The organism is Pseudoxanthomonas yeongjuensis, from assembly GCF_010093345.1.
GTDB classification, from domain to species: domain Bacteria; phylum Pseudomonadota; class Gammaproteobacteria; order Xanthomonadales; family Xanthomonadaceae; genus Pseudoxanthomonas_A; species Pseudoxanthomonas_A yeongjuensis.
Genome location: NZ_PDWT01000004.1, coordinates 1 through 23,759, shown reverse-complemented (window position 1 = coordinate 23,759; position 23,759 = coordinate 1). Strand labels below are relative to the sequence as shown.

General features: G+C 65.2%; 22 protein-coding genes, 1 tRNA gene and 1 riboswitch. Of the genes, 9 read left to right on the top strand and 14 right to left on the bottom strand.

Translation table 11 applies throughout. From position 1 onward, the window contains the following. Window positions 1–9 precede the first annotated feature (9 nt). On the top strand, window positions 10–1,650 hold the full coding sequence (locus CSC74_RS12065) for a hypothetical protein (RefSeq protein ID WP_162314733.1): 1,641 nt from the start codon (window positions 10–12) through the stop codon (window positions 1,648–1,650). Window positions 1,651–1,653: 3 nt separating this feature from the next. Here the strand turns inward: CSC74_RS12065 and CSC74_RS12060 are convergent, their stop codons facing one another. From CSC74_RS12060 to CSC74_RS12045, 4 genes are all read right to left on the bottom strand, one after another. Then, the gene (locus CSC74_RS12060) at window positions 1,654–3,054 is read right to left on the bottom strand and encodes a M28 family peptidase (protein ID WP_162314732.1); all 1,401 of its coding nucleotides are present in this window, start codon (window positions 3,052–3,054) and stop codon (window positions 1,654–1,656) included. A 74-nt stretch (window positions 3,055–3,128) separates the two neighbouring features. After that, on the bottom strand, window positions 3,129–3,533 hold the full coding sequence (gene mscL, locus CSC74_RS12055; RefSeq protein ID WP_162314731.1) for a large-conductance mechanosensitive channel protein MscL: 405 nt from the start codon (window positions 3,531–3,533) through the stop codon (window positions 3,129–3,131). Between the two features lie 58 nt (window positions 3,534–3,591). Beyond that, window positions 3,592–4,317 carry a fumarylacetoacetate hydrolase family protein gene (locus CSC74_RS12050; RefSeq protein WP_162314730.1) on the bottom strand — a complete coding sequence of 242 codons (726 nt, stop codon included), beginning with the start codon at window positions 4,315–4,317 and terminating at the stop codon, window positions 3,592–3,594. 239 nt (window positions 4,318–4,556) lie between these two features. Continuing rightward, a complete protein-coding gene (locus tag CSC74_RS12045) occupies window positions 4,557–4,841 on the bottom strand; it encodes a hypothetical protein (protein ID WP_162314729.1) in 285 nt (94 codons plus the stop codon). A gap of 89 nt (window positions 4,842–4,930) precedes the next feature. On the opposite strand from CSC74_RS12045, the gene CSC74_RS12040 reads away from it, so the two are divergent. Beyond that, window positions 4,931–5,269: a Rieske (2Fe-2S) protein gene (locus CSC74_RS12040; protein WP_162314728.1), complete on the top strand. Its 339-nt coding sequence runs from the start codon at window positions 4,931–4,933 to the stop codon at window positions 5,267–5,269. Between the two features lie 49 nt (window positions 5,270–5,318). Here CSC74_RS12040 and CSC74_RS12035 read toward each other — a convergent pair whose 3' ends face one another. From CSC74_RS12035 to thiS, 5 genes are read right to left on the bottom strand one after another with little or no spacing between them, the layout of a single operon-like run. Next, window positions 5,319–5,699 carry an ACT domain-containing protein gene (locus tag CSC74_RS12035; RefSeq protein WP_162314727.1) on the bottom strand — a complete coding sequence of 127 codons (381 nt, stop codon included), beginning with the start codon at window positions 5,697–5,699 and terminating at the stop codon, window positions 5,319–5,321. Between the two features lie 6 nt (window positions 5,700–5,705). Next, the gene (locus tag CSC74_RS12030; RefSeq protein ID WP_162314726.1) at window positions 5,706–7,565 is read right to left on the bottom strand and encodes an SLC13 family permease; all 1,860 of its coding nucleotides are present in this window, start codon (window positions 7,563–7,565) and stop codon (window positions 5,706–5,708) included. Between the two features lie 46 nt (window positions 7,566–7,611). Next, a complete protein-coding gene (trmB, locus tag CSC74_RS12025; RefSeq protein WP_162314725.1) occupies window positions 7,612–8,331 on the bottom strand; it encodes a tRNA (guanosine(46)-N7)-methyltransferase TrmB in 720 nt (239 codons plus the stop codon). A 2-nt stretch (window positions 8,332–8,333) separates the two neighbouring features. Next, window positions 8,334–9,128: a thiazole synthase gene (locus tag CSC74_RS12020; protein ID WP_162314724.1), complete on the bottom strand. Its 795-nt coding sequence runs from the start codon at window positions 9,126–9,128 to the stop codon at window positions 8,334–8,336. Window positions 9,129–9,167: 39 nt separating this feature from the next. Next, window positions 9,168–9,368, bottom strand: a complete 201-nt coding sequence (thiS, locus tag CSC74_RS12015) for a sulfur carrier protein ThiS (RefSeq protein ID WP_162314723.1) — start codon at window positions 9,366–9,368, stop codon at window positions 9,168–9,170. Window positions 9,369–9,514: 146 nt separating this feature from the next. Here thiS and CSC74_RS12010 point away from each other — a divergent pair, with 146 nt between their 5' ends. From CSC74_RS12010 to CSC74_RS11985, 6 genes are all read left to right on the top strand, one after another. Next, entirely contained in the window at window positions 9,515–11,371 is a 1,857-nt protein-coding gene (locus tag CSC74_RS12010; protein WP_162314722.1) for an autotransporter domain-containing protein, read from the top strand. A 95-nt stretch (window positions 11,372–11,466) separates the two neighbouring features. Further along, window positions 11,467–11,540: transfer RNA gene (locus CSC74_RS12005), tRNA-Gly, on the top strand. A gap of 173 nt (window positions 11,541–11,713) precedes the next feature. Then, a complete protein-coding gene (rimK, locus tag CSC74_RS12000; protein WP_162314721.1) occupies window positions 11,714–12,586 on the top strand; it encodes a 30S ribosomal protein S6--L-glutamate ligase in 873 nt (290 codons plus the stop codon). Window positions 12,587–12,947: 361 nt separating this feature from the next. After that, window positions 12,948–13,415 (top strand): hypothetical protein, encoded by a 468-nt coding sequence (locus CSC74_RS11995; protein WP_246193203.1) that lies wholly within the window; start codon window positions 12,948–12,950, stop codon window positions 13,413–13,415. A gap of 9 nt (window positions 13,416–13,424) precedes the next feature. Beyond that, complete coding sequence (locus CSC74_RS11990) at window positions 13,425–14,102, top strand: response regulator transcription factor (RefSeq protein ID WP_162314720.1); 678 nt, start codon at window positions 13,425–13,427, stop codon at window positions 14,100–14,102. Then, window positions 14,095–15,426 (top strand): sensor histidine kinase, encoded by a 1,332-nt coding sequence (locus CSC74_RS11985; protein ID WP_162314719.1) that lies wholly within the window; start codon window positions 14,095–14,097, stop codon window positions 15,424–15,426. The genes CSC74_RS11990 and CSC74_RS11985 overlap by 8 nt, the downstream gene beginning before the upstream one ends. 133 nt (window positions 15,427–15,559) lie before the next feature. Here the strand turns inward: CSC74_RS11985 and CSC74_RS11980 are convergent, their stop codons facing one another. The 5 genes from CSC74_RS11980 to ahcY form a co-directional block, all read right to left on the bottom strand. Next, a complete protein-coding gene (locus CSC74_RS11980; protein WP_162314718.1) occupies window positions 15,560–16,471 on the bottom strand; it encodes a branched-chain amino acid transaminase in 912 nt (303 codons plus the stop codon). A 228-nt stretch (window positions 16,472–16,699) separates the two neighbouring features. After that, window positions 16,700–17,287: a hypothetical protein gene (locus CSC74_RS11975; protein ID WP_162314717.1), complete on the bottom strand. Its 588-nt coding sequence runs from the start codon at window positions 17,285–17,287 to the stop codon at window positions 16,700–16,702. 175 nt (window positions 17,288–17,462) lie between these two features. Next, a complete protein-coding gene (locus tag CSC74_RS11970) occupies window positions 17,463–18,083 on the bottom strand; it encodes a hypothetical protein (RefSeq protein ID WP_162314716.1) in 621 nt (206 codons plus the stop codon). A 127-nt stretch (window positions 18,084–18,210) separates the two neighbouring features. After that, on the bottom strand, window positions 18,211–19,038 hold the full coding sequence (metF, locus tag CSC74_RS11965; protein WP_162314715.1) for a methylenetetrahydrofolate reductase [NAD(P)H]: 828 nt from the start codon (window positions 19,036–19,038) through the stop codon (window positions 18,211–18,213). A gap of 161 nt (window positions 19,039–19,199) precedes the next feature. Continuing rightward, the gene (gene ahcY, locus CSC74_RS11960; protein ID WP_162314714.1) at window positions 19,200–20,630 is read right to left on the bottom strand and encodes an adenosylhomocysteinase; all 1,431 of its coding nucleotides are present in this window, start codon (window positions 20,628–20,630) and stop codon (window positions 19,200–19,202) included. Window positions 20,631–20,666: 36 nt separating this feature from the next. Then, window positions 20,667–20,793, bottom strand: a riboswitch (S-adenosyl-L-homocysteine riboswitch). A 124-nt stretch (window positions 20,794–20,917) separates the two neighbouring features. Here ahcY and ppc point away from each other — a divergent pair. Further along, window positions 20,918–23,626, top strand: coding sequence for a phosphoenolpyruvate carboxylase (gene ppc / locus CSC74_RS11955; protein WP_162314713.1), 2,709 nt, complete (start codon window positions 20,918–20,920; stop codon window positions 23,624–23,626). Window positions 23,627–23,759: the final 133 nt, after the last annotated feature.

Below are 23,759 nucleotides of genomic sequence, written 5' to 3'. Positions count from 1 at the left end.
TCCCGCCGCATGCGGGCATGCATTGCCGCGGCCTGGGTGCTGGCTGCCGCCTATCTGGCCGCGGGGCTTGCGACGCTCTGGCTGTCGCCGCGCGTGCCTTACGCCGATGCCTGGCGCTTTCTTGCGCGGTTCCTGCGGGTGTCGGGGCCGGCTGGCGTGGTTACGCCCGACAACGGCCACTACGAGTTGTTGCCGAACCTGGTGCGAGTGCTGGAATTGCGCCATTTCGCCGCCAACCAATCCTTGCAGATCGCGGTTTCCATGGCGCTGCTGCTGGCCATTTGCGTTGTGACATGGCGGATATTGCGCGGCCTTGCTTCCGCATCGCGCGCCGCCGCCGTGCTGGCGATGGCATTGGGGTTGTTCTGGCTGGGTAATGTGCGTGCGCTGGGCCATGCGCACGATGCGTTGCATGTCTATTGCGTGGTGTTGGCATTGGCATTGGGCCTGCAGGCCCTGGTCAACGCGCAGCGTGCGAATGGGATACGAGCGGCGGGTGTGGCGGCGATTTGCGGGGGGTTTGCGGCAATGTCGTTTGGTAGTGGAATTGCGGTGTTCGTGGGCTTTGCGGCAGTGCTGGTGGTGCATGGAAGCAATGTGCGGGGCTGGCTGGTGCTCTCGGCTGGCCTGATTGCATCGTTGCTGACCCTGCGGTTGGGAGACGGGACCGACACGGCGATCGCATTTGCGCCATCGGCCCAAGCCGAACTACTGTTGCGTTGGCTGGCTGGGCCGTTCGTGTTCGCCGGCTGGCCGCTGTTCGATCCGGGAGTGGCCGCGCATATTCCGTCGGCGGCGGTGCGCGGGCCCGCCGAGGCGATCGCTCAAGCCTACGCCGGCGCATTCGGTCCGGTGATGCTCGCGCGCTGGCCGCACCTGCTGGTCGGGGCGATGGGGGTGGCCTGGCTGGGATTCGAAAGCTGGCGCGCATGCCGCAGCAAGCAAGCGCCCGCCCTGTTCGGGATCGGCGTGGCCTGGTTCTCGCTTGCGGTGGGTGGATTGATCGCCGTCGTTCGCTACACCTACTTCAAAGACTTCCCCGATCAACTGCTCGCGCCACGGTATGTGGTGTGGTCCAGCCTGTTCTGGGCTGGCTTGGGCATGGCCGCGGTAGTCCATGCGAAACGGCCTGCCATTGCGCTTGGCCAGGTAATGATGGTGGCCATATTGCTGGTACCCAGCCAGGCATGGATGGCGAAACTGGGTGGGGGCATGCGCGATATCGCGGAGCGCACCGCCTTGGCGGCGACGGCGGGCGTGCTGGAGACAGGGCTGCCACTGGGCGAAAACGTGCCTGGCGAACTGGCCGATGCGCTGCCTGGCCTGCGTCGCGCCAATGCCGCGGCGTTTGCATGGCCGGAAGCGGGGATGCTGGGTAAGTCCGTGCCGATGGGTACGCGGTATCTGGCGGAGGCGCGCGACATCCAGGTGGCAACGGTCGGCAATCGGCTGGGCGACCGTGGCCGCCGGGTGAGTTTCGTCCTGGGCGATATCGTTCCATCGGGCGACCGCCTGCTGCTGGTGGACGCCGACGGCACGGCGCGCGGATTGGCTATGCGCGATCCGGAAAACCGTGCGCGCTGGATCGGCTGGATGTCGGGCGAAGGCGACGGCGCCGTGCCGTGGGTTGCATCGCTACCGACGCCCTGAGCATCAATGCTCGCCTGCTGTGGCGCTCTCCGGCGCGCTGCCGAAATCTCCGTCCGCCTCCGCTGCCAGCCAGGTGAACACCGCGTAGGCGGCGACGTTCTGGGCCAGGTCCTTCGGGTCGATCTTGTCCAGGGTGTCGTCGGCGTTGTGGTGCAGGTCGAAATAGTGCGTGCCGTCGTGGCCCAGCCACGCCCAGGCCATGCCGCGCTGGGTCAGCGGGCCGATGTCGGATTCCGGGTCGCCCTGCTTCGGCAGCCATTCGATGCCCAGCGGCGCCAGTACCTGCATGATCTGTTGCATCGCCCCGGGTTGCGTGTCGCGCGCGCTGCTGTCGAAACCGTAGATGCGGCCCGCGCCGAAATCGCTTTCGGCGGCGATCACATGCCTGGCCACGTCGTTGGCGTATTTCTCGGCGTAGGCGCGGCCGCCCCACAGGCCCTGTTCCTCGTTGGCGAAGGCGACCACGCGGATGGTGCGTGCGGGCTTGAGCGGTTTCAGCAGCGCGCCGGTGGCCATGCTGATGGCGACGCCGGCGGCATCGTCGATCGCGCCGGTGCCGTGGTCCCACGAGTCGAGGTGGCCGCCGATCAGCACCACTTCATCCGGATGCTTGCTGCCGGTGATCTCGCCAATCACATTGTGCGAGGTGTATTCGCCGTCGAAACCGCAATCCAGCGCGACCCGGATGCGGGTCGCACCAAGCGCGGCCAGGCGAGCGAGCTGGTCGGCATCGGGAATCGACAGCGCCGCGCTGGGAATGGGTTCCACTCCTTCGGCGAAACGGGTCATACCGGTGTGCGCCACGCGGTGCTTGTCGGTGCCGGCCGAGCGCATCACGAAGGCGATGGCGCCCTTGGTGCCGGCCACGGAAGGGCCGCGCCCGCGGATACCGCCGCCGAAGCGATAATCGCCGCCATCCCGCTTGCGCTGCATCTGGAAATCGACGAAGGCGATCTTGCCGGCCAGCGAGCCGGCCGGCGCGGCTTCCAGCGCGGCGAGATCGCTGAAGCGCACCACCTCGCCTTCGACCGTGCCGCCGGGGCTGTTGCCCAGCGCGGTCAGCACGAGTTTCTGCGCGTGCGCGCCCAGTACTTCGCCATGCTCGCTGCGCCGCACCCACTTCGGGAACGTCACCGGCTCGGTCCACACCTTGTCGTAGCCCAGTTGCCTGAACTTCGCCTGCGCCCATTCCACCGCGCGCGCATCGGCTTCGCTGCCGGCCAGGCGCGGACCGATTTCGGTGGTCAGCGATTCGGTCACCTTCCAGCCGGTGTCGTCGGCCAGCGCCTGTTCGCGCAGGGTCGCCGCGGTCTTCAATGCGGATCCGGGAATGCGCGTTTCGCGTTCCACCGCAAACGCTTGCTGGGAGAGGGCCAGGGCGATCAGCAAAGACAACAGGCGCATGGCTGGATCCGGAAAAAAGGAAGCCGCGAGCTTACCAGCCCGCGGCTTCCCGGCGATGTGAACCAGGTCGGGAGTTATTTCTTCAGCGAATCGCGGATCTCGCGCAGCAGCAGCACGTCTTCGGGCGTCGCGGCCGGGGCTTCCGGAGCACGCTTGGAGACGCGGTTGATCGCCTTGACCACCATGAAGATGGCGAATGCGACGATCAAGAACTGGATCACCGTATTGAGGAAATCGCCGATGCCGATCGCCACCGCCGGCACTTCCTTGCCGGCCGCGTCCAGCGTCGCTTCCTTCAACGTCCATGCCCATTTGGAGAAATCGACTCCGCCGATGGCCAGGCCGATCGGCGGCATGATGACCTTGTCCACCAGTGAGGTGACGATCTTGCCGAAGGCCGCGCCTATCACCACGCCGACGGCCAGGTCGACCACGTTGCCGCGCATGGCGAATTCCTTGAACTCGCTGATCATTCCCATGAGTCACTCCCGTTGTTGGCGGATACCGCCGGTGCCGCCGAATATAACGCGGCCCGGATCAGGCGGCGGTGATGCGGCCATGCAGCTCGACCACGCCTTCCAGCGAGGCGACGAAGGCATCGCCCGGCAGCAACGGCCCGACCCCGGCCGGGGTACCCATGAACACCAGGTCGCCGGCTTTCAGCGCGAACAGTTTCGACAGCTCATGCAGGATCTCCGGCACGTCCCAGATCAGGTCGTGCAGCGAGCCGTGCTGGCGGGTGTCGCCGTTGACCTCCAGGGTCAGCGATCGCGACGCCAACGCGGTGACTTGCGCGGCCGGCACCAGCTCGCTGACCGGCGCCGAGTGATCGAAGCCCTTGCCGATGTCCCATGGCAGGCCCTTGGCCTTGGCTGCGGCCTGCAGGTCGCGACGGGTCAGGTCCAGGCCCACGCCGTAGGCCAGGACCAGCGTGGCCGCGTCCTCGGGAGCGAGCACGCCGGAGGGCGCGTCCAGGCCCAGGGCGACGACCAGCTCGACCTCGTGGTGCAGGTCCCGGGTAGCGGGCGGGTAGGGAACACTCACATCAGGAGCCGCCGCACCCCCGGTGACCACGGCATCGGCGGGTTTGAGGAAGAACACCGGCTGGCCGCGTTCGGCCTTGGAGGCGGGGGCCGCGGCTCCCATTTCCCGGGCGTGGTCGGCGAAATTTCGGCCCACGCAGTAGATGCGCCGCACCGGGAAGGTACCGCCGCCGCGGACGGGAACGCGCGCCTGCGCGGGCGTGGGAATCAGGTCGGTCATGGGTTCGTGCCGTGGTGAGGAACGAGGAGTGAGGAGTGAGGAGTGAGGAGTGAGAAACGAGAAACGAGAAACGAGAAACGAGAAACGAGAAACGAGAAGCGGTAGTTGGAAAGTGGCTCCTGATTTCCGATTATCGACTCACGGCGACCGTTCCCGCAGACTTTCGACAGCGAAAAGAGCGACTACGAAAGGTATCCAGGGTTTCTCACGCCAATAGCCGTGCCGGCTATCCACGGGCCTCAATGCGACAGCGGCAGCACTGGCTTGCGGACCACGCGGAATTCGCCGTCGACCACGTGGGCATCGCGCACCGCGACCGGCTTGCCGCGCTGGCTCAGCAGTTTCCAGGCGATGCCGGCGATGATCATCGCCGCGCCCACGAATACGCTGAAGAACACCAGCAGGCACAGCACGGCCAGTCCGACCAGGCCGAAAACAAGGCGCAGCAAGGGATGGCGAGGCTTGCGCGGGGCGAAGGCCGAGCGCAGGCGGGAGCTGTCGAAACGGAAACTGTTGGCGAACATGGCAGGTGGGCGTGACAGAATGCGGCAAGCGCCGGTGCTGCAGTATCGGATGACCACTAGATGACAGTGTGAGAAGTTCGTTAAACGACATGGTTCTGATCACACTTGACTCGATTGAAGAGGGCGGCTTCGTAGAAGTCGAGGCGCTGCTGGACGGCGATGCCGAATCGCTGATCCTCCACCGCGATGGCCACGGCGTGCGCGCCTGGCTCAACGTCTGCCCGCATGCGGGCCGGCGCCTGGACTGGGCACCTGGCAAGTTCCTCAAGAGCAAGGATGGCCACCTGGTCTGCGCCGCGCATGGCGCGTCCTTCGAGCTCAGCCGCGGTGATTGCGTCGCTGGTCCGTGTCGCGGGGATTCCCTGCGCGCGGTTGCGGTGGAAGTGCGCGACGGACAGGTGGTGCTGAGCGACCGGACCATCCCGTAGGACTCGCCGGGCTACACAAGGCCCGGGCGCGGACATCGTAGGCGGGCGGTTACTCCAACAGGATCAGGCCGCTTTCCCGTAGCGCCTGTTTCGCCCGCCCGAAGGCATGGTCCTTGACCAGCACGTAATCGGTGTCGAAGGTGGAGACGGCGAAGATGCCGATGTCCGCGGCAGCCAATGGCTGCAGCACTTGCAGCAGCACGCCGGTCAGATCGAACGCGAACGGTCCCTGCAGCATCAGGCAGCGCCAGTCGCGTTCGCAGCGCACTGCGACCGGCACCTGCGATTCGTCGCAGGTGATCGAGAGCTCGTCATCGCTCCACGACACCGAGGAAAACCTGCCGGGCCGGAACCATTCCGGCAATGGCGAGCCCGCCGGCAGGCGGCACACGGCGAAGGAGCCGGGCACGGGTTTCAAACTGAGCGCCATGCGACCTCAGCCGCCCCGCGCCGACCACCAGAACATCAGGTTGATCATTACCACGACCACGACGGTGTAGATCAGCGACAACGGGCCGCCCACGCGCCACATTTGCCGCGAAGTGTAGTTGGCCGGGCCGGTGATCATGGAAATGACCGGATTGGACGCGGAGACGAGGTTGTTGGAAGCCGACAGCGCCACGATCAGCGCGAACGCGGTGGGATTGCCGCCGGCCGCCAGCGCCAGGTTGATCGCCAGCGGCACCATGACGATGGTCGCGCCGACATGGCTGATCACCAGCGAGAACGCGGTGGTCAACAGCGCGATCGCCAGTTCCAGCACCCAGACGGGGATGCCTTCGGGCAGGCGCTCCACGGTATGGCCCGCCACCCACGCCGCGGTGCCGCTGCTGTCCATGGCCCAGCCCAGCGGAATCAGCCCGGCCATCAGGAACACCGTTTTCCAGCTGATCGCCTGGTAGGCCTCGTCCATGCGCAGCACGCCGGTCACCAGCATGCCGGCCACGCCGGTCATCAGGGTCAGCGCGACCGGCAGCTTGGAAGTCAGCGCGATCAGGATGGTGATCGCGAAGATGGCCATGGCCATCTTGAACTTGTGCGGGCGCTGCTCGCCCTTCGGATAATCGGTGACGACCACGAAGTCGCGCGATTCGGCCGCCACCGCCAAGTCCTGCCAGATGCTGTGGAACACCAGCATGTCGCCGGCGCGCAACGCGACCTTGCGCACGTCGTCCAGCACGACCTTCTTGTCGCGGTTGATCGCCAGCAGGCTGATCCCCGACTGCTTGCGCAGGCGCAGGTCGGCCGCGGTCTTGCCGATGTACTTGGAAGTAGGCGGGATCACCGCTTCGGAAATGCCGGCGCGGCTCGGGTTGAACAGGTCGCCGAAATGGCGCAGGCGGGTGGAGAACTTCAGGAACTGGTTCTGGGCGAAATCCTGCACCTGCTGGCGCGAGCCCATCGCGCCCAGCACGCTGCCCACCCAGATGCGCATGTCCGACGGTGGCGCCAGGCGGGTGTCGCTGCCGGTCTGCAGGGCCAGCATCAATGGCGCCCCATGCAGCGCTTCGGCTTCGCCCAGGGTCATCCCCACCAGCGGGCTTTCCGCACTGACCGTCATCTCGAACACATCGCCTTCGATGCCGTAGGCGTTGGCGAAATAACTTTCGGTGCGCGCCGGGGCGACGCTGGTTTCGGTCTCTTCGCGCAGCTTCCTGTCGCCGTAGTAGCGGAAATACAGCAGCGAAGCCACGATCAGGGCAATACCGACCGGCATCGGCGCGAACATGCGCAGCTGCTCGATGGTGGCCATGCCCGAAGGCAGGTTGTTGTTGGCCGAGGCGAGCAGGTCGTTGAGCAGGATCAGCGGCGAATTGCCGACCATGGTCAGCGCGCCACCCATGACGATGGCCACCGCGATCGGGAACAACAGGCGCTGCAGCGACAGGCTGCTGCGCGAAGCCAGGCGCGAGGCGACGGGCAGGTACAGGGCCATCACCGACGGGTTCTGCATGAAGCTGGAATTGAGCCCGGCGATGCCGCTGGTCATCATCAGCAGGCGTTGTTCGATGCCATGGCCGCGGCGCAGCAACCAGGTGGCCAGGCGGTTGAGCGCGCCGGTGCGGTCCAGGCCGGCGCCGAGGATGGTGGTGGCGATGATGCTCATCACCGCGCTGCCGGAGAAGCCGCCGAACAGCTCCTCCGGCGCCACCAGCCCGGTCAGGCCCAGCACCACCAGCACGATCAGCGCGACCACGTCGGCGCGGATGCGTTCGAACAGGAACATCGCCATGGTGAAGCCGACCAGCCCGAGGACGAGCTTCATGTCGTTGGTCAGCGTCAGGGCGGTATCCATTACGCGCCGGTTTCCTCGTCGTCGGACAGCTCAGGCACAGTCATGGTCAGGCACGGTCATAAAGAAGATCCCACACGCCATGGCCGAGCTTCTGGCCGCGGGTCTCGAAATGGGTCTGCGGGCGCCAGTCCGGGCGCTGCACCTGCCCGCGCGGCCCGGCGCGGTTGGCCAGTCCCGGGGTGGCATCCAGCACGTCCCACATCTGCTCGGCATAGTCCTGCCAGTCGGTGGCGGCGTGCAAGCGTCCGCCGGACCGCAGGCGCGAGACCAGCAGGGCGGCGAATTCCGGCTGGATCAGCCGGCGCTTGTTGTGGCGTTTCTTGTGCCAGGGATCGGGGAAGTAGATGCGCACTTCGTCCAGCGCGCCTTCGGCGATTTCCTCGCGCAGCACTTCCACCGCGTCGTGGTGGTACAGGCGCACGTGCTCCGCGCCATCGGCGGCCAGCGCATTCAACAACCGGCCCACGCCAGGCGCGTGCACTTCGATGCCGATGTAGTCGCGCGCCGGATCCTGCGAGGCCGCGAAGCGCAAGGCGTCGCCATTGCCGAAACCGATCTCCAGCACGCGTGGCGCGGCCCGTCCGAAGACCTCGTCGTAGTCGCGCGGCTTGCCGATGAAGTCCAGCCCGAAGCGCGGCCACAATTCATCGAATGCGCGCTGCTGGGCGGGAGTGAAGCGCCCTTGCCGCAGGACGAAACTGCGTATGGCCCGGGGGCCGGTGGTCGCGGAGTAGGGCTTTGGCGGATGCGGGGCGGTGCCGGTCATCGTCAGCCAATCAGGCCATCGACCGGCGAGGACGCGCTGGCGTAGCGCTTGCGCGGGATGCGTCCGGCGAGGAAGGCCTCGCGCCCGGCCTCGACCGCCTTCCTCATCGCGCTGGCCATCAGCAGCGGATCGCGCGCGCCGGCGATGGCGGTGTTCATCAGCACGCCGTCGCAGCCCAGTTCCATGGCGATGGCGGCATCGGAGGCGGTGCCGACGCCGGCATCGACGATGATCGGCACGGTGGCGTTCTCGATGATCTCCAGCAGGTTGTACCGGTTCTGGATGCCCAGGCCCGAACCGATCGGCGCGGCCAGCGGCATCACCGCCACGCAGCCGATCTGCTCCAGGCGCTTGGCCAGGATCGGATCGTCGCTGGTATAGACCATCACCTGAAAACCATCGACGACCAGTTGCTCGGCGGCCTTCAGCGTGGCGACGACATCCGGGAACAGGGTGCGCTGGTCGCCCAGCACTTCCAGCTTGACCAGGGTATGGCCGTCCAGCAGTTCGCGCGCCAGCCGGCAGGTGCGCACCGCGTCTTCGGCGGTGTAGCAGCCGGCGGTGTTGGGCAGCAGGGTGTAGCGGTCGGGCGGCAGCACTTCGAGCAGGTTCGGCTCGTTCGGCGACTGGCCCAGGTTGGTGCGGCGGATCGCCACGGTGACGATCTGCGCGCCGGCCGCTTCGGTGGCGCGGCGGGTTTCGTCGAAATCCTTGAATTTTCCGGTGCCGGTGAGCAGGCGCGAACGGTAGGTCTTGCCTGCGATGATCAGCGGATCGTTGGGTGTGGAAGAAGTCATCCGGCGATTATCGCCGAAGTCCGCCGCCGAGCGGGACTTTCAGCCGCCGCCGAGCGCATGCACGATCTCGACCCGATCGCCTTCGACCAGCGCATGCGCGGCATGCAGGCTGCGCGGAACGATTTCGCCATTCACTTCCACCGCGACCCGGCGTTCGGCAAGGCCTTCGCTCTGGAGCAGGGCGAGGATGCTGGCGCCGCTGTCGATGCGCCTGGGCTGGCCATTCAATTCGATATCCATGGGTGCATTTTGCCTCATGTCGAAGGGTAGATGATGCAGTGCAGCGTGAGCGCGATGGGGCGAAGTGAAACGATGACGCTATACGCCGCCGTACGTTCTCGTGACCGGCGATATCGAACCGCCACGTCACTATCCTGGAGATATGCATGCAATCGTTCATCCGCCCGGTCCGTTCTGTCCTTGCATTGGCGCTAGCCTTGGCGGCGGTGCCGGCCATGGCACAAGGCGAGTATTCCGATACGGTTTTCTTCGGCGACAGCCTTACCGATTCCGGGTTCTATCGACCGTTCCTGATCCAGCAGGCGGGCCCGTCGGCCGCCGCCGTCGGGCGTTTCAGCACCAATCCGGGACTGGTCTGGGCCGAGTTCCTTGCCGAGTACTACGGCACCAGCGCCGCGCCGGCCTGGCAGTTGTCGGGCACCGGCGCCATCGTTGGCGCCGACGGCACCAACTATGCCGCCGGTGGTGCCCGGATCGACCTGGCCCCGGGCTATCCGCCCGCATTGCCGACCAGCCTGGCTCCGTCGTTGTCGACCCAGATCAATGCCTATCTGTCGGCCAACGGCGGCCATGCCGATCCGGATGCCCTGTTCACCGTGTGGGGTGGAGCCAACGACCTGTTTTTCCATCTCAACGGATTGACCACGCAAACGCAGTTCCTGCAGGCCGCCGGCGAACAGGTGGGCCTGGTGGGCACGCTGACCGCGGCCGGGGCCCGCTACATCATGGTGCCGACCATGCCGGATGTGGGCACCACGCCCTTCGGCCTCTCGCAGGGCCCCGCGGGTTCGGCCGGCATTTCAGCGCTTGCCACCGGTTACAACCAGACCCTGTTCGGCGGCCTGCAGGCGGCGGGACTTCGCGTGATCCCGCTGGATACCTTCAGTTTCCTCCGGGAAATCTCCGCGGATCCGGTCACTTATGGTTTCGTCAACGTAACCACCCCCGCGTGCGGCGCGACTTCATCGTTGATCTGCAGCCCGGCCAACTATGTCGCACCGGGCGCAGCTGAAAACTATGCCTTCGCCGATGCGGTGCACCCGACGACCGGCGCGCATCGCATGCTCGGCCAATACGCGGTGTCGGTGCTCGAAGGACCGCGCCAGATCGCGATGCTGCCGCAGTCGGCGGCGATGGTGGGTCGCTCGCGCGCCGATCGTGTCGCTTCCCACGTAGCGGGCAAGCCGGAAAACGACGGCATCAGCTGGTGGGGCGGCTTGCGCGGCGATTCGCAATACCAGGACGATCTCTACGATGGCCTCACGCCTGCCGGCACCTTCGGCGTCGACTGGTCGCGTGGCGACCTCGTATTCGGCGGTTTCGCCGGTTACGGCAGCGGCGAGCAGGACTTCGGCAACGACAGCGGCAGCTTCAAGCAGACCGACAGCACCCTCGGCGGCTTCGCCGGCTGGTATGGCGAGCGTGCGTGGATCAACGGCCAGGTCAGCTACACCTGGCTGGGTTTCGACGTGGATCGCGAAGTGCACCTGGGGCCGGCTACGCGCAAGCACAGCGGCTCGCCCGACGGCAGCAACCTTAGCGCCGGGATCAGCGCTGGCTTCGAATTCGGCGAAGGCGCCCTGCGCCAGGGTCCGGTGGTCAGCGTGCTCTCGCAGCAGGTCAAGCTGGATGGCTACGCCGAGAGCAACGCCAGCTCGACGGCGCTGGCCTATCCGGACCAGGATTTCGATTCCCTGATCGGCAGTGCCGGCTGGCAGGCCAGCTACGCCATCAACGACCACCTGCGTCCTTACGCGCGCCTGACCTACGACCGGGAGTTCGAGAAGGCTCCGGGCGAGGCCTTCGCACAGTTGCAGTCGTTGCCTGGAGTGATGCCCTACGCGGTGCCGGGCCTGGAACTGGACCGCGATTACGGCACCATGCTGGTCGGCGCACGTGCCCGGGTGTTCGGGCTGGATGCCGATATCGGTGTGAGCGCCACGGTCGAGCAGAAGGGCGGTTCGAACGTGACTGCGTTCGTCACTTTCGGCGGGAATTTCTGAGCTGCTCCGATACGGATGCAAGGATGATGCGTGGGCGTCCTCGCCGGGCGCTCCAATTGCGCAGGCAATCGCCGTAGGAATAGACTTCCGCACTCGCGGGTGTAGCTCAATGGTAGAGCTGTAGCTTCCCAAGCTACTGACGAGGGTTCGATTCCCTTCACCCGCTCCACTTTCCCGAGTGGCAAGGCTGACTCCTTGTCCCTGTTGCTTTCCAGGGCAACCTGCGGGACGCCACGGACGATTCCACGCTGCAATGACGATGCGATGAACCGCCCCGCGCGTCGTCATACGCAGGCCCGATGCGCATGGCATGCTGTGCGCCCACAGCCAGCCGGCCCCCGGATGAAACTCGCGATCCTTTCGCGCAACAGCAAGCTGTATTCCACCCGGCGCCTGGTGGAAGCGGCCCGCGCCCGCGGGCATACGGTCCGCGTGCTGGATCCGCTGCGCTGTTACATGCGCATCGCCAGCGACGGTTTCAGCATGCATTACAAGGGCAAGCCGATCGCCGGCTACGACGCGGTGATACCGCGCATCGGCGCATCGATCACCCGTTACGGCACCGCGGTGCTGCGCCAGTTCGAATTGATGGGCAGCTACTCGCCCAATCCGTCCGATGCGATCCTGCGCGCGCGCGACAAGCTGCGTGCCCACCAGTTGCTGGCGGCGCAGGGCATCGGCATGCCGATCACGGTGTTCGGGGACAATCCCGATGACACGGTCGACCTGCTGTCGATGCTCGGGCCGCCCCCGCACGTCATCAAGCTCAATGAAGGCACCCAGGGCGCGGGCGTGATGCTGACCGAGAAGCCCTCCGCCTCGCGCAGCGTGGTCGAGGCCTTGCGTGGCCTGTACGCCAACTTCGTGGTCCAGGAGTTCATCGAGGAGGCGCAAGGTGCCGACCTGCGTTGCTTCGTGGTCGGCGACCGGGTGGTGGCCTCGATGCGCAGGCAGGCGCCGGAGGGCGACTTCAGGTCCAACCTGCATCGGGGGGGCACCGCCGAATGCGCCGAAGCCGGTGCCGATGAGCAGGAAGTGGCGGTGCGCGCGGCCCGGGTGCTGGGCCTGAACGTGGCCGGCGTCGACCTGATCCGTTCCCGTCGCGGGCCGCTGGTGCTGGAGGTCAATTCGACCCCGGGCCTAGAGGGCATCGAGCAGGCATGCGGGGTGGATGTGGCTGGATCAATCGTGGATCACATCGCTTCCGTTGGCTGATTTAATGATTAAAATCAAATAGATATAGAATTTTCGGTATTCCCGTCACAGCGATTCAAGGTTTTTTTTAACGGTGGTTTAATCGCCATCCGCGTAGCTTTGCCGGGCCGCAAGTCTGTATCCCATCGCTATCGTCAGTGGCTTGGGAAAGGCAGGATTACGGTAATCGGGCAAACCTTTGACCCAGGCGGGTGTCCACCCGCCTGGGTCTTTTTGCTTTGTCCGGTCGCCCATTTAGGCCACGGCTGTAAAGCTGTGCAAGAATCGAAAGACTGGACTGTAATCACGCTTGCGGTCTGGGGGGCAGGACCCGGCGGAACCGGGCAAGGTCAAGCGTGGATACCCAGAGGAGTTCCGGAAAATGTATCGATTTGCCTTTTTTGTCCTGCTTTCACTGACAGCCTCCATTGCGTTCGCGGCTACCAAGAAGAGCGCCACCGCAATCGACCTGAATGCTTCGTTCGCGCAGCAAAAAGCACAGATCGAGCGCGAGCTGGGTGATGGCGAAACCTATGCGGAGATCAGTTCGCAGGACCGCGCGGCGGTGAGGGAGGCGCTGAACAGGATTGCCAGCAAGCTGGACATGGCCGGCAGTGTGGAAAGCCTGACGGGGCAGCAGAAGGCCGATGTTTTCAACGATCAGGAGAAGGTCAATACCATCCTGACCAAGGCCAGCGAGGATAGCCGGCTGGTGTGCAGGCGCGAGAAGAAGGTGGGTTCGCACCGCGAGATCACTGAATGCATGACGGTTGCCGAACGTCGCCGTGCCTATGAAAACGCGCAAAAGACCATGCGTGACGTTAAAGTCCCCGCTCTGGAACATAGATAAGGTTCGACAGTGCGCATTCTCGTCATAGAAGACAACAGCGACATCGCCGCCAATCTCGGGGACTACCTCGAGGATCGTGGCCACACCGTCGATTTCGCCGCCGACGGCGTCACCGGCCTGCACCTGGCGGTGGTGCATGACTTCGATGCGATCGTGCTGGACCTGAACCTGCCGGGCATGGATGGCCTCGAGGTCTGCCGCAAGCTGCGTAACGAGGCGCGCAAGCAGACCCCGGTGCTGATGCTGACCGCACGCGACACGCTGGACAACAAACTGGCGGGGTTCGATTCGGGCGCCGACGATTACCTGATCAAGCCGTTCGCCCTGCAGGAAGTCGAGGTGCGCCTCAATGCGTTGTCGCGGCGCGGCAAGGGCGTGCAGACCCGGGTGCTGGAAGTGGGCGAGCTGGAGTACAACCTGGACACGCTGGAAGTACGCCGTCTGGGCAAGCTGCTGCAACTCAACCCCACCGCACTGAAGATCCTGCAGGCGTTGATGGAAGCCTCGCCGGCGGTGGTAACGCGCCAGGAACTGGAAACCCGGGTCTGGGGCGAAGAGTTGCCGGATTCGGATTCGTTGCGCGTGCATATCCATGGCCTGCGCGCGGTGGTGGACAAGCCGTTCCCCACGCCCTATATCCAGACCCGCCACGGAATCGGTTATCGCATCGCGGCGCCAGATGCCTGAAGCGGAGTCGAAAAAACCGACGCTACGCGCGCGGCGTTTCAGGCGCAGGCTCCGGACACGTATCATCCTGTCGTTCGTCTGGCTGGGGTTTGGTCTGACAGCGCTGTTCGCGTTCGCCACCTGGAATCTACGAAGCCGGGTCGAGAATCAGCTCGTCGAGCGAACACTGCAGCGAGAGGTGGACAACCTTGCGATGCAGGTCGAGAAAAATCCAGACGAAGCTCCATTTTTTCTCATGTTCGACGCAAGGACATGGAGCGACAAGAACGCCTTCAAAGTCGATCCTCTATATCGCGATCTGACCGATGGACTGCACGATATCCGTCAACAAGCCCCGGATGGAAGTTCGCGTGCGTACAAAGTAGCGATCCGCAAGGGAGTCAGGCCTGACGGTACCCAATTCACCAGTCTTATCCGTTACGACGTGACGGATGCCGCTGATGCTACCGAGCAGCTAATGCGTTGGCTGATTCTTGCCGTGGTCCTGTTCACGCTGCTGGGTCTGGTGATTGGAATTTGGTCTGCTTCGCGCGTGATGAGCCCCGTTTCCGAGCTCGCCGCACGCTTGCGCGCGTACCGCGGCAGCAGCAACCCGAAGCCGCTGGCCACGCATTTCCCCGAGGATGAGGTCGGCGAACTGGCCAAGGCGCTCGACGATTACTCCGCGCGGCTGACCGAAGTGGTCCAGCGCGATCGCGAGTTCAACGCCGACGTCAGCCATGAACTGCGCACGCCGCTGGCGGTGATCCGCGGTGCGACCGAGTTGCTGCTGAATCGTCCCGACCTGGAAGAGAAGGTCGAGCAACGGCTGTTGCGCATCCAGCGCGCCGAACAGCAATGCACCGACCTGATCGGCTCGCTGCTGCTGTTGTCGCGCAACGAGCGCGGGCAGGGCAATACGCTGGTGGCGCGGGTCGCCGAACAACTCCTCGACGCAAGCCGCGCGCAACTCGGCGGCAAGCCCATTGTCCTGCGCATGGAAGGCGAAAGCGGATTGACCGTGGATGCGCCGGAAGCCGCCGTATCTGTGGCCCTGGGCAATCTGGTCGGCAATGCCGTCAAATACACCCTGGAAGGCGAAGTGCTGGTGAAACTGATGGCCGACAGCGTGGAAGTGATCGATTCCGGCCCCGGCCTGAGCCCGGAAGATGCCGCGCGCCTGTTCGAACGTGGTTATCGCGGCACCCACGCGGGGCACTCGCAGGGCGGTGGTATCGGCCTTTCGATCGTGAGCCGCCTGTGCGAGCTGTATGGCTGGCAGGTCGGTGTGCGACCGGGCCTGGAGCGTGGCGTCATCGCCACGCTGAAGTTCTCGACCGACTGACGATTTCCATGTCCCCCAAGGGGACTTCCTTCGGAGCGTAGAGCCGAGCCTGCTCGGCTGCTCCTGGCGAGAAGATCAAGAGCAGCCGAGCAAGCTCGGCTCTACAAAGACCAAGCGGTGCTGCGGGTAGGGCTCAGAGGTATTCCAGCCAGCCGTGCCTGTCCTCGGTCCGGCCCTCGAACAGGCCGAAGAACAGATCCTGGATCTTCCGCGTCACCGGCCCGGGCTTGCCGTCGCCGACCGGCTTGCCGTCGACCGAGCGCAACGGGGTGATCTCCGCGGCGGTGCCGCACATCAGCAGCTCGTCGCACAGGTACAGGTATTCGCGCGGGATGTCGCGTTCGACCACTTCGATGCCGTTGTCGCGGGCCAGGCGGATGATCGAGTTGCGGGTGATGCCGGCCAGCAGCGAAGCGCTGGCCGGGGTCGTGTGCAAGGCGCCTTCGAACACCAGGAACAGGTTCTCGCCCGCGCCTTCGCTGAGCAGGCCGGTGGAAGCCAGGGCGATGCCTTCGCCATATCCATGGCGACGCGCCTCGCGCGTCACCAGTTGCCCGGAAAGATAATTGCCGCCCGCCTTGGCGCCCGCGGGCAGGGTGTTGGGCGCGAAGCGCTGCCAACTGGAGACGCAGGCATCGATGCCTTTTTCCATGCCGTCCTCGCCGAGGTAACGGCCGAACTCCATCGCCGCGACGGCCACGTCGATCGGCGTGTCGGCGGCGATGCCGACGCCGCCGTAACCGCGGAACACGATCGGGCGCAGGTAGGCCTTGCTCAGGCCGTTGACCTTGATGATGTCGCGGCAGGCCGCGTTGATTTCATCCAGCGTGTAGGGAATGACGATGTCGTAGATCTTGGCCGACTGGAACAGGCGCTTGTTGTGGTCGTTGAGGCGGAAGGTCGCGGTGCCTTTCGGGGTTTCGTAGGCGCGGATGCCCTCGAACACCGACGAGCCGTAATGGATGGCGTGCGCCATCACGTGAGTGGTGGCTTCCGCCCAGGGCTTGATGACGCCGTTGTGCCAGATCTTGTCGGGGAAATTCATGCGCGTGCTCCTCTGTACGCGCCTATTCTGCCAGCTGCGCCGCGCTTTTGCTCCCCAAGGGAACTTGCTTCGGGGCCGTAGGGGCGGGCCTTGCCCGCGATGCTTCTGACTTTGTAGATCCGAGCTTGCTCGGATGCTTTCGCGAAGATCAAGAGCATCCGAGCAAGCTCGGATCTACATGGCAACGGCAAAAGCATCGCGGGCAAGGCCCGCTCCTACAGGATTGGATTACAGGCTGATCCAGAAGCAGTTGTAGCTGCGGCGTAGGCCGAACACGGTTTGCGAGGGCGTGCTGCCATTGGCCAGGGTCTGTTCCAGGCGCAGGCCCACAGGGCGTTGCCGGATCGTCGTCTGCGGATAATAGCCATCGCTGTTCTCGTCGATGACGATGCCGTTTTCATCCACGATCGGCGGAGGTCGCGGGCGTATCGGGACGATATCGACCAGGGGACGCTGGACGATGGCTTCCAGCCGATTGAGGATGCCGTTGGCGGAAGCGTTGGAAACGCCGGTCCATTGGTAAATGCCGGCCAGGCGATTGACGTCCTTGTTGTCGATGGCCGCGGTGATCTGATGGACCAGATCGCTGAGCGTGCGCGAGCAGCCGCTGCGATACAGGCTGGAACCGCCGGCGCCCGCAAGCGCTGCGCGAGGCAGGCGATCCATCGCGCCGATATCCTCGCAGCGCTTGTCGGTGTAGACCGTCTCGCCGCCCATGGTGGTGCAGCGCTGGACTTTCTGTGCCCACGCAGCTACCGGCGCGCATGACAGGCTGACGCCAAGCAGCAAGGTCTGCAAATACAGGATGGGACGCATCACCCCAGACTAACCGCAGCAGTGAGGCTATGGAAGCTATCGTTCCTTCGTGTTTGATCCCGCCCGCCACGAGGGTGCCTGAGTGGGTTTGGCCAAGGTCAGCGATTGGAAACCCGACGCCGACGCGCTGCCGGCATAAGTCGCCGACACAAGCCCGCGGTCAGCTGTGGATTTATCAGAAGCGGATGAAGTAGCAGCCAGCATAGCGGAGCACGTCGAAGTCGATCACCTGCGGTGCCGAGTCCAGGCCGAACGTAAGTTGCATGATGCTGCCTCCACGATTTGCGTTGCCTGCGTCCGCCATTTGCACGCCGTCCAGGCCGAGCTGCGCGTCGAAGAAATGTGCCTCCAGCAAGGGCTGCGTGGCCAGTCGATCAAGGCGCTGCATCAGCTGTTGTGCCTGACGATTCGACTGGTCGACCCAGTGGTAACTCTCGGCCAGGCGGTTGACGTCGTGCAGTGCGAGCGAGCCTTGCAGGTCCATCGAAAGCTGCGTCGTCGTACGGGCACAGCCCCTCGATAGCGAGCGGCGACCCACGCTACTGATAACGGGAGCGCCATCACTGTCATCCGGTAACAGATTGGCTGCCTCGTCGCGTGCGATGCGGGTCAGCAGTTCACTGGACATCGGCATGGCCTGGGCGCCGAGCGATGCACAGGCACGGTCGGTATAGACCGCGCTGCCGTCTGCGCTCTCGCAACGCTGTATGCCGGTGCGGGCGCTGGCCGGTTGCGAGAGCGGCAACGCGGCGGAAAGCATGGTGACGACGAAGGCGGTGATGGGCAGGATGTTCATGATCAGGACAACACTTCACACGGAAGGTGTGAGTGATGCTCTGCCGAACCCTGTCTACAGCGTGTGTGAAAAATGCCTGGGACTGAACCTTGGTAAACCTGCTAGATGGCTTTCGTTGCGGTCGCGTTCATCGCAAACGCGCAATCACGTTCAGTGTCGGTTTCGAAAGATTCAACGTGTAGAAATGCAGGCCGGGCGCGCCGCCATCGATCAGCCGCTGGCACAGGCCTGCGACCACGTCCGCGCCGAACTCGCGGATGCTGTCCGCATCGTCGCCCAATGCCTGCATGCGCTTGCCGATCCAGCGCGGGATTTCCGCGCCGCAGGATTCGGAGAAGCGCTTGAGTTGGGTGTAGTTCGAGATCGGCATGATGCCGGGAATGATCGGAATCTCCACGCTCAGCTTGCGCACCGCGTCGACGAAGTGGAAATAGGCGTCGGCGTTGTAGAAATACTGGGTGATGGCGCCGTTGGCGCCGGCGTCGACCTTGGCCTTGAAATGCTTCAGGTCGACCAGCGCGTCGTCGGATTGCGGGTGCGTTTCAGGATAAGCGCCGACTTCGATATGAAAGGCGTCGCCATGTTCGGCGCGGATGAACTGGATCAGTTCCGAGGCGTAACGCAGGTCGCCTGGATGGCCCATGCCCGACGGCAGGTCGCCGCGCAGCGCAACGAGGCGCTTGCAGCCCAGTGCGCGGTACAGGCGCAGCAGTTCGCGGATTTCCTCGCGGCTGCCGCCCACGCAAGACAGATGCGGCGCGGCATCGAAGCCGTGGGTCTGCTTGAGGTGGCGGACGGTTTCGGAGGTGTAGCTGAGCGTCGAACCGCCGGCGCCGAAGGTGCACGACACGTATTCCGGCGCGTGCGCCTTGAGCTTCTCCGCGGTGCGGTCGAGCTGGGCGCGCTGCTCGTCGGTCTTGGGGGGGTAGAACTCGAAGGAAACGGGTGTGTGCATTGACGATATCCGCGTTCTTGCAACCGGGAAACTCGTTCCCTCAAACGGATCGCCATCCCCGCGTAGGCGGGGACCCGGCGACTTTGCCTTGATAGGTAGAGCTAAGTCACTGGGTTCCCGCCTGCGCGGGAATGACGACTGGAAGGACCGCGCCTGATCGATCAGTAGCGGTAATGCTCCGGCTTGTACGGCCCATCGACCGACACGCCCAGGTAGGCGGCCTGTTCGGTGGTCAGCGTGGTCAGCTTCACCCCGATCTTCTCCAGGTGCAGGCGCGCCACTTCCTCGTCCAGCTTCTTGGGCAGGATGTACACGGTCGGCTCGTACTTGTCCTTGTTCGCCCACAGGTCGATCTGGGCCAGGGTCTGGTTGGAGAACGAGTTGGACATGACGAAACTCGGGTGGCCGGTGGCGCAGCCCAGGTTGACCAGGCGGCCTTCGGCGAGCAGGAAGATCGCGCGGCCGTCGGGGAAGGTGTACTTGTCGACTTGCGGCTTGATGTTGAGCTTGACCACGCCGGGGAACTCGTTGAGCGCGTCCACCTGGATCTCGTTGTCGAAGTGGCCGATGTTGCAGACGATGGCCTGGTCCTTCATGTGGCTCAGGTGCTCGATGGTCAGCACGTCCTTGTTGCCGGTGGTGGTGACATAGATGTCGCCACGGCCCAGGGTGCTTTCGACGGTGTTGACCTCGAAGCCTTCCATCGACGCCTGCAGGGCGTTGATCGGGTCGATCTCGGTGACCACCACGCGCGCGCCGTAGGCACGCAGGCTGTGCGCCGAACCCTTGCCGACGTCGCCATAGCCGCAGACCACGGCGACCTTGCCGGCCAGCATCACGTCCATCGCGCGCTTCAGGCCGTCGGCCAGCGATTCGCGGCAGCCGTACAGGTTGTCGAATTTGGACTTGGTGACCGAATCGTTGACGTTGATCGCCGGGACCAGCAGCGACTTGGCCTCGACCATCTGGTACAGGCGGTGCACGCCGGTGGTGGTTTCTTCGGAAACGCCCTTCCAGTCCTTGACCACGGTGTGCCAGAAGCCGGGACGCTCTTTCGCCACGCGCTTGAGCAGGTTCTTGATCACGCCTTCCTCGTGCGAGGACGCGGGTTCGTCGACCCACTTCGAGCCGTTCTCCAGTTCATAGCCCTTGTGGATCAGCAGGGTGACGTCGCCGCCGTCGTCGACGACCAGCTCCGGACCCTTGCCGCCCGGGAAGGTCAGCGCATCCAGGGTGCAGTCCCAGTACTCTTCCAGCGACTCGCCTTTCCAGGCGAACACCGGCGTGCCGGTCCTGGCGATGGCGGCGGCGGCGTGGTCCTGGGTCGAGAAGATATTGCACGACGCCCAGCGCACGTCGGCGCCGATGTCCTTCAGGGTCTCGATCAGCACTGCGGTCTGGATGGTCATGTGCAGCGAGCCGGTCACGCGCACGCCGTTGAGCGGCTTGGCGGTGGCGTATTTCTTGCGGATCGACATCAGGCCCGGCATCTCGTGCTCGGCGATATCCAGTTCCTTGCGGCCCCAATCGGCCAGGGTGATGTCGGCGACCTTGTAGTCGCCTTCGGTCGAGAATTTGCGTACTGCGTTCATGGCATTGCTCCGGGTGCTTGCGGTCTTGGACCGCATGTTATCCGGGCGCCGTTGCAGGAACATTCCACCGAGCCTGGCCGGACTATATCGAGTCCCGCGCATGAAGAGGCGGGCTCTTGCGGAAGGATCCGCACATGTCTCGGTCGCAGCGCCCCTCGGCGAAGGCCGGGCATTATATCTCTTCTTCCGGATGGAAAGATGTCCAAGCTCCGTACGGTTAAGGTAGGCTTGGTCCGGAGCGACCCCACCGCCTGATCCAGCAGATCCCACCGGCAGATACCGCACTCATGAACGACCCCCACAGTCTCGAGTTCGCCCCCGTCGATGCCCCCCTGCGCGACGATGTCCGCCGCCTCGGCGCCCTGGTCGGCGACATGCTGGCCGAACAGGTGTCGCCGGCCTTCCTGCAGGAGGTGGAAACGGTCCGTACCACGGCCATCGCCCGCCGCCAGGGCGACCAGCCTCCGGCATCGCTGGCCAGGTTGCTGGCCGGGCTGGAACCGCACCATGCCGAATCCCTGGTCCGCGCCTTCAGCGCCTATTTCCAGGTGGTCAACATCGCCGAGCGCGTGCACCGCATCCGCCGCCGCCGCGATTACCAGCGCGCCGGCAGCGCGCCGCAACCCGATGGCCTGCATGACGCCCTGCTCAAGCTGAAGGCGCAGGGCGTGACCCTGGAGGAACTGGCCGGGTGGCTGCCGCGGGTCGATATCGAGCCGGTGTTCACCGCGCATCCGACCGAAGCCGTGCGCCGCGCGCTGCTGGAGAAGGAGCAACTGATGGTCGCCAGCCTGGTCAACGACCTGGACGGCCAGCGCACCCCCGGTGAGCGCGCCACCGACATCGCCCGCTTCCGCATGGCGCTGACGGCTTCCTGGCAGACCGCCGACTCCTCGCCGTTGCGCCCCAGCGTGGACGACGAGCGCGAACACGTCGGCTTCTATGTCACCAACATCCTGTACCGGGTGATGCCGGTGTTGTACGAAACCCTGGAAACCTCGCTGGTCGAGACCTTCGGCGAGGCCATCGAATTGCCGCGCCTGCTGCGCTTCGGTACCTGGGTGGGCGGCGACATGGACGGCAATCCCAATGTCGACGGCGGAACCATCGCCGCGACCTTGCGCGCGCAACGCCAAGCCATCCTGGATCTGTATATGAAGGAGCTGCGCCAGCTCACCACGCTGCTGAGCCAGTCGAAGGACGTGGTCGGCGTGTCGCCTGAAGTGGAGGCGCGGGTCGAACGCTATCGGGCCCTGTTGCCGCAGGCCGCCGCGCGCTCGAAGCCGCGCCACGGCGACCAGCCGTACCGCCTGCTCAACGACCTCATGCGCGCGCGCCTGCAGGCGACGCTGGACGATGCGGAACAAGGCTACGGCTCGCCGCAGGAGTTCGCCGATGACATCGATCTGATCCTGCACAGCCTGGAACAGAATCGCGGCGTGCATGCGGGCTGGTTCGCGGTACGTCGCCTGGCCTGGCGTGTGCGCAGCTTCGGTTTCCACCTGGCCCGCCTGGACGTGCGCCAGGAATCCAGCGTGCATGCGCGCGCGGTGGCCGCCGCATTGCGGGACGAGGAGTGGGAAGCACGCGATGCCGTCGAGCGCGGCCGGCTGCTCGGCGCGTACGCCAGCGGCGCGGAAATCCTGCCGAAGAGCGATGATGAAACCGGCCTGCGCATGGACGCCGCGTTCGCCGCGCTTGCAGAAGCGCGCACGCTGCACGGACTCGACGCAGTAGGCGCCTACATCATCAGCATGGCCCACAACCGCGCCGACGTGCTCACCGTGCTGGCGCTGGCGCGGCGCGGCGGACTGGTGGAAGGCGACGGCAGCGTGCCGCTGGACATCACGCCGTTGTTCGAGACCGTGGACGACCTGCGGCAAGGTCCGGACACCTTGCGCGACCTGCTCGCCGATCCGGTCTACCGCGCTCATCTGCAGGCGCGCGGCGATGTGCAGATGGTGATGCTGGGCTATTCCGACAGCGGCAAGGACGGCGGTATCGCCGCTTCGCGCTGGGGCCTGCAGCGCGGGCAGGTGGAACTGCTGCAGGCGGCGAAGGAACTGGGGATCAAGCTCACTTTCTTCCATGGTCGCGGCGGTTCGATCAGCCGTGGCGGCGGCAAGACCACCAGCGCGGTGGATGCCTCGCCGCGCGGCAGCGTGGACGGCCGCCTGCGGGTGACCGAGCAGGGCGAGGTGATCCACCGCAAATACGGCATCCGCGCGCTGGCCCTGCGCTCGCTGGAACAGGCGACCGGCGCGGTGCTGGTATCCAGTTTGCGCCCGCGTCCGCTGGAACCGCGCGAAGCGGCGTGGCGGGAAATCATGGATGCAGTGGCGGAACGGAGCACGCAGGCGTATCGCGGCTTCGTCGGCGCGCCGCGGTTCATGGATTATTTCCGCAGCGCGACTCCGATCGACGTGATCGAACGCATGACCCTGGGTTCGCGACCGTCGCGCCGCCTCGGCGAGGATGCGGCATTGGGCAATCTGCGCGCGATTCCGTGGGTCTTCGCCTGGAGCCAGTCGCGAGCGGTGATTCCCGGTTGGTACGGAGTCGGCAGCGGCCTGCAGGCGGTGGCGGATGAAGGCGGCGAGGAGGCTTTGCGCGAAATGGCCCGCGACTGGCCGTTCTTCAAGACCTTCCTCGACGACATCTCCATGGTCCTGGCCAAGGGCGACCTGAGCATCGCCGAAATGTTCTCGCGCATGGCCGGGCCCTTGCACGCGGACTTCTTCCCGCGCATCCAGGACGAATACGCGAAGACCCTGCACTGGGTGCTGCGCCTCAGCGGCGACGACTGGCTGCTGCAACACGACCAGCGCCTGGCGTTGTCGATCCGCCTGCGCAATCCCTACGTCGATCCGATCAGCGTGCTGCAGGTCGACCTGCTGAAACGCTGGCGGGACAGCGGCCGCGAGGATGAAACCCTGTTGCGGGCGCTGGTGGCCAGCGTCAATGGCGTGTCGCAGGGCGTGCAGAACACCGGCTGATACGCCGTAGGAGCGCCCCTTGGGCGCGATGCCTTTCGGTCCGCGGCCACGATCCCGACGGAGAGCATCGCGGGCAAGGCCCGCTCCTACGGGGTTGTTGTAGGAGCGCCCCTTGGGCGCGATGCCTTTCGGT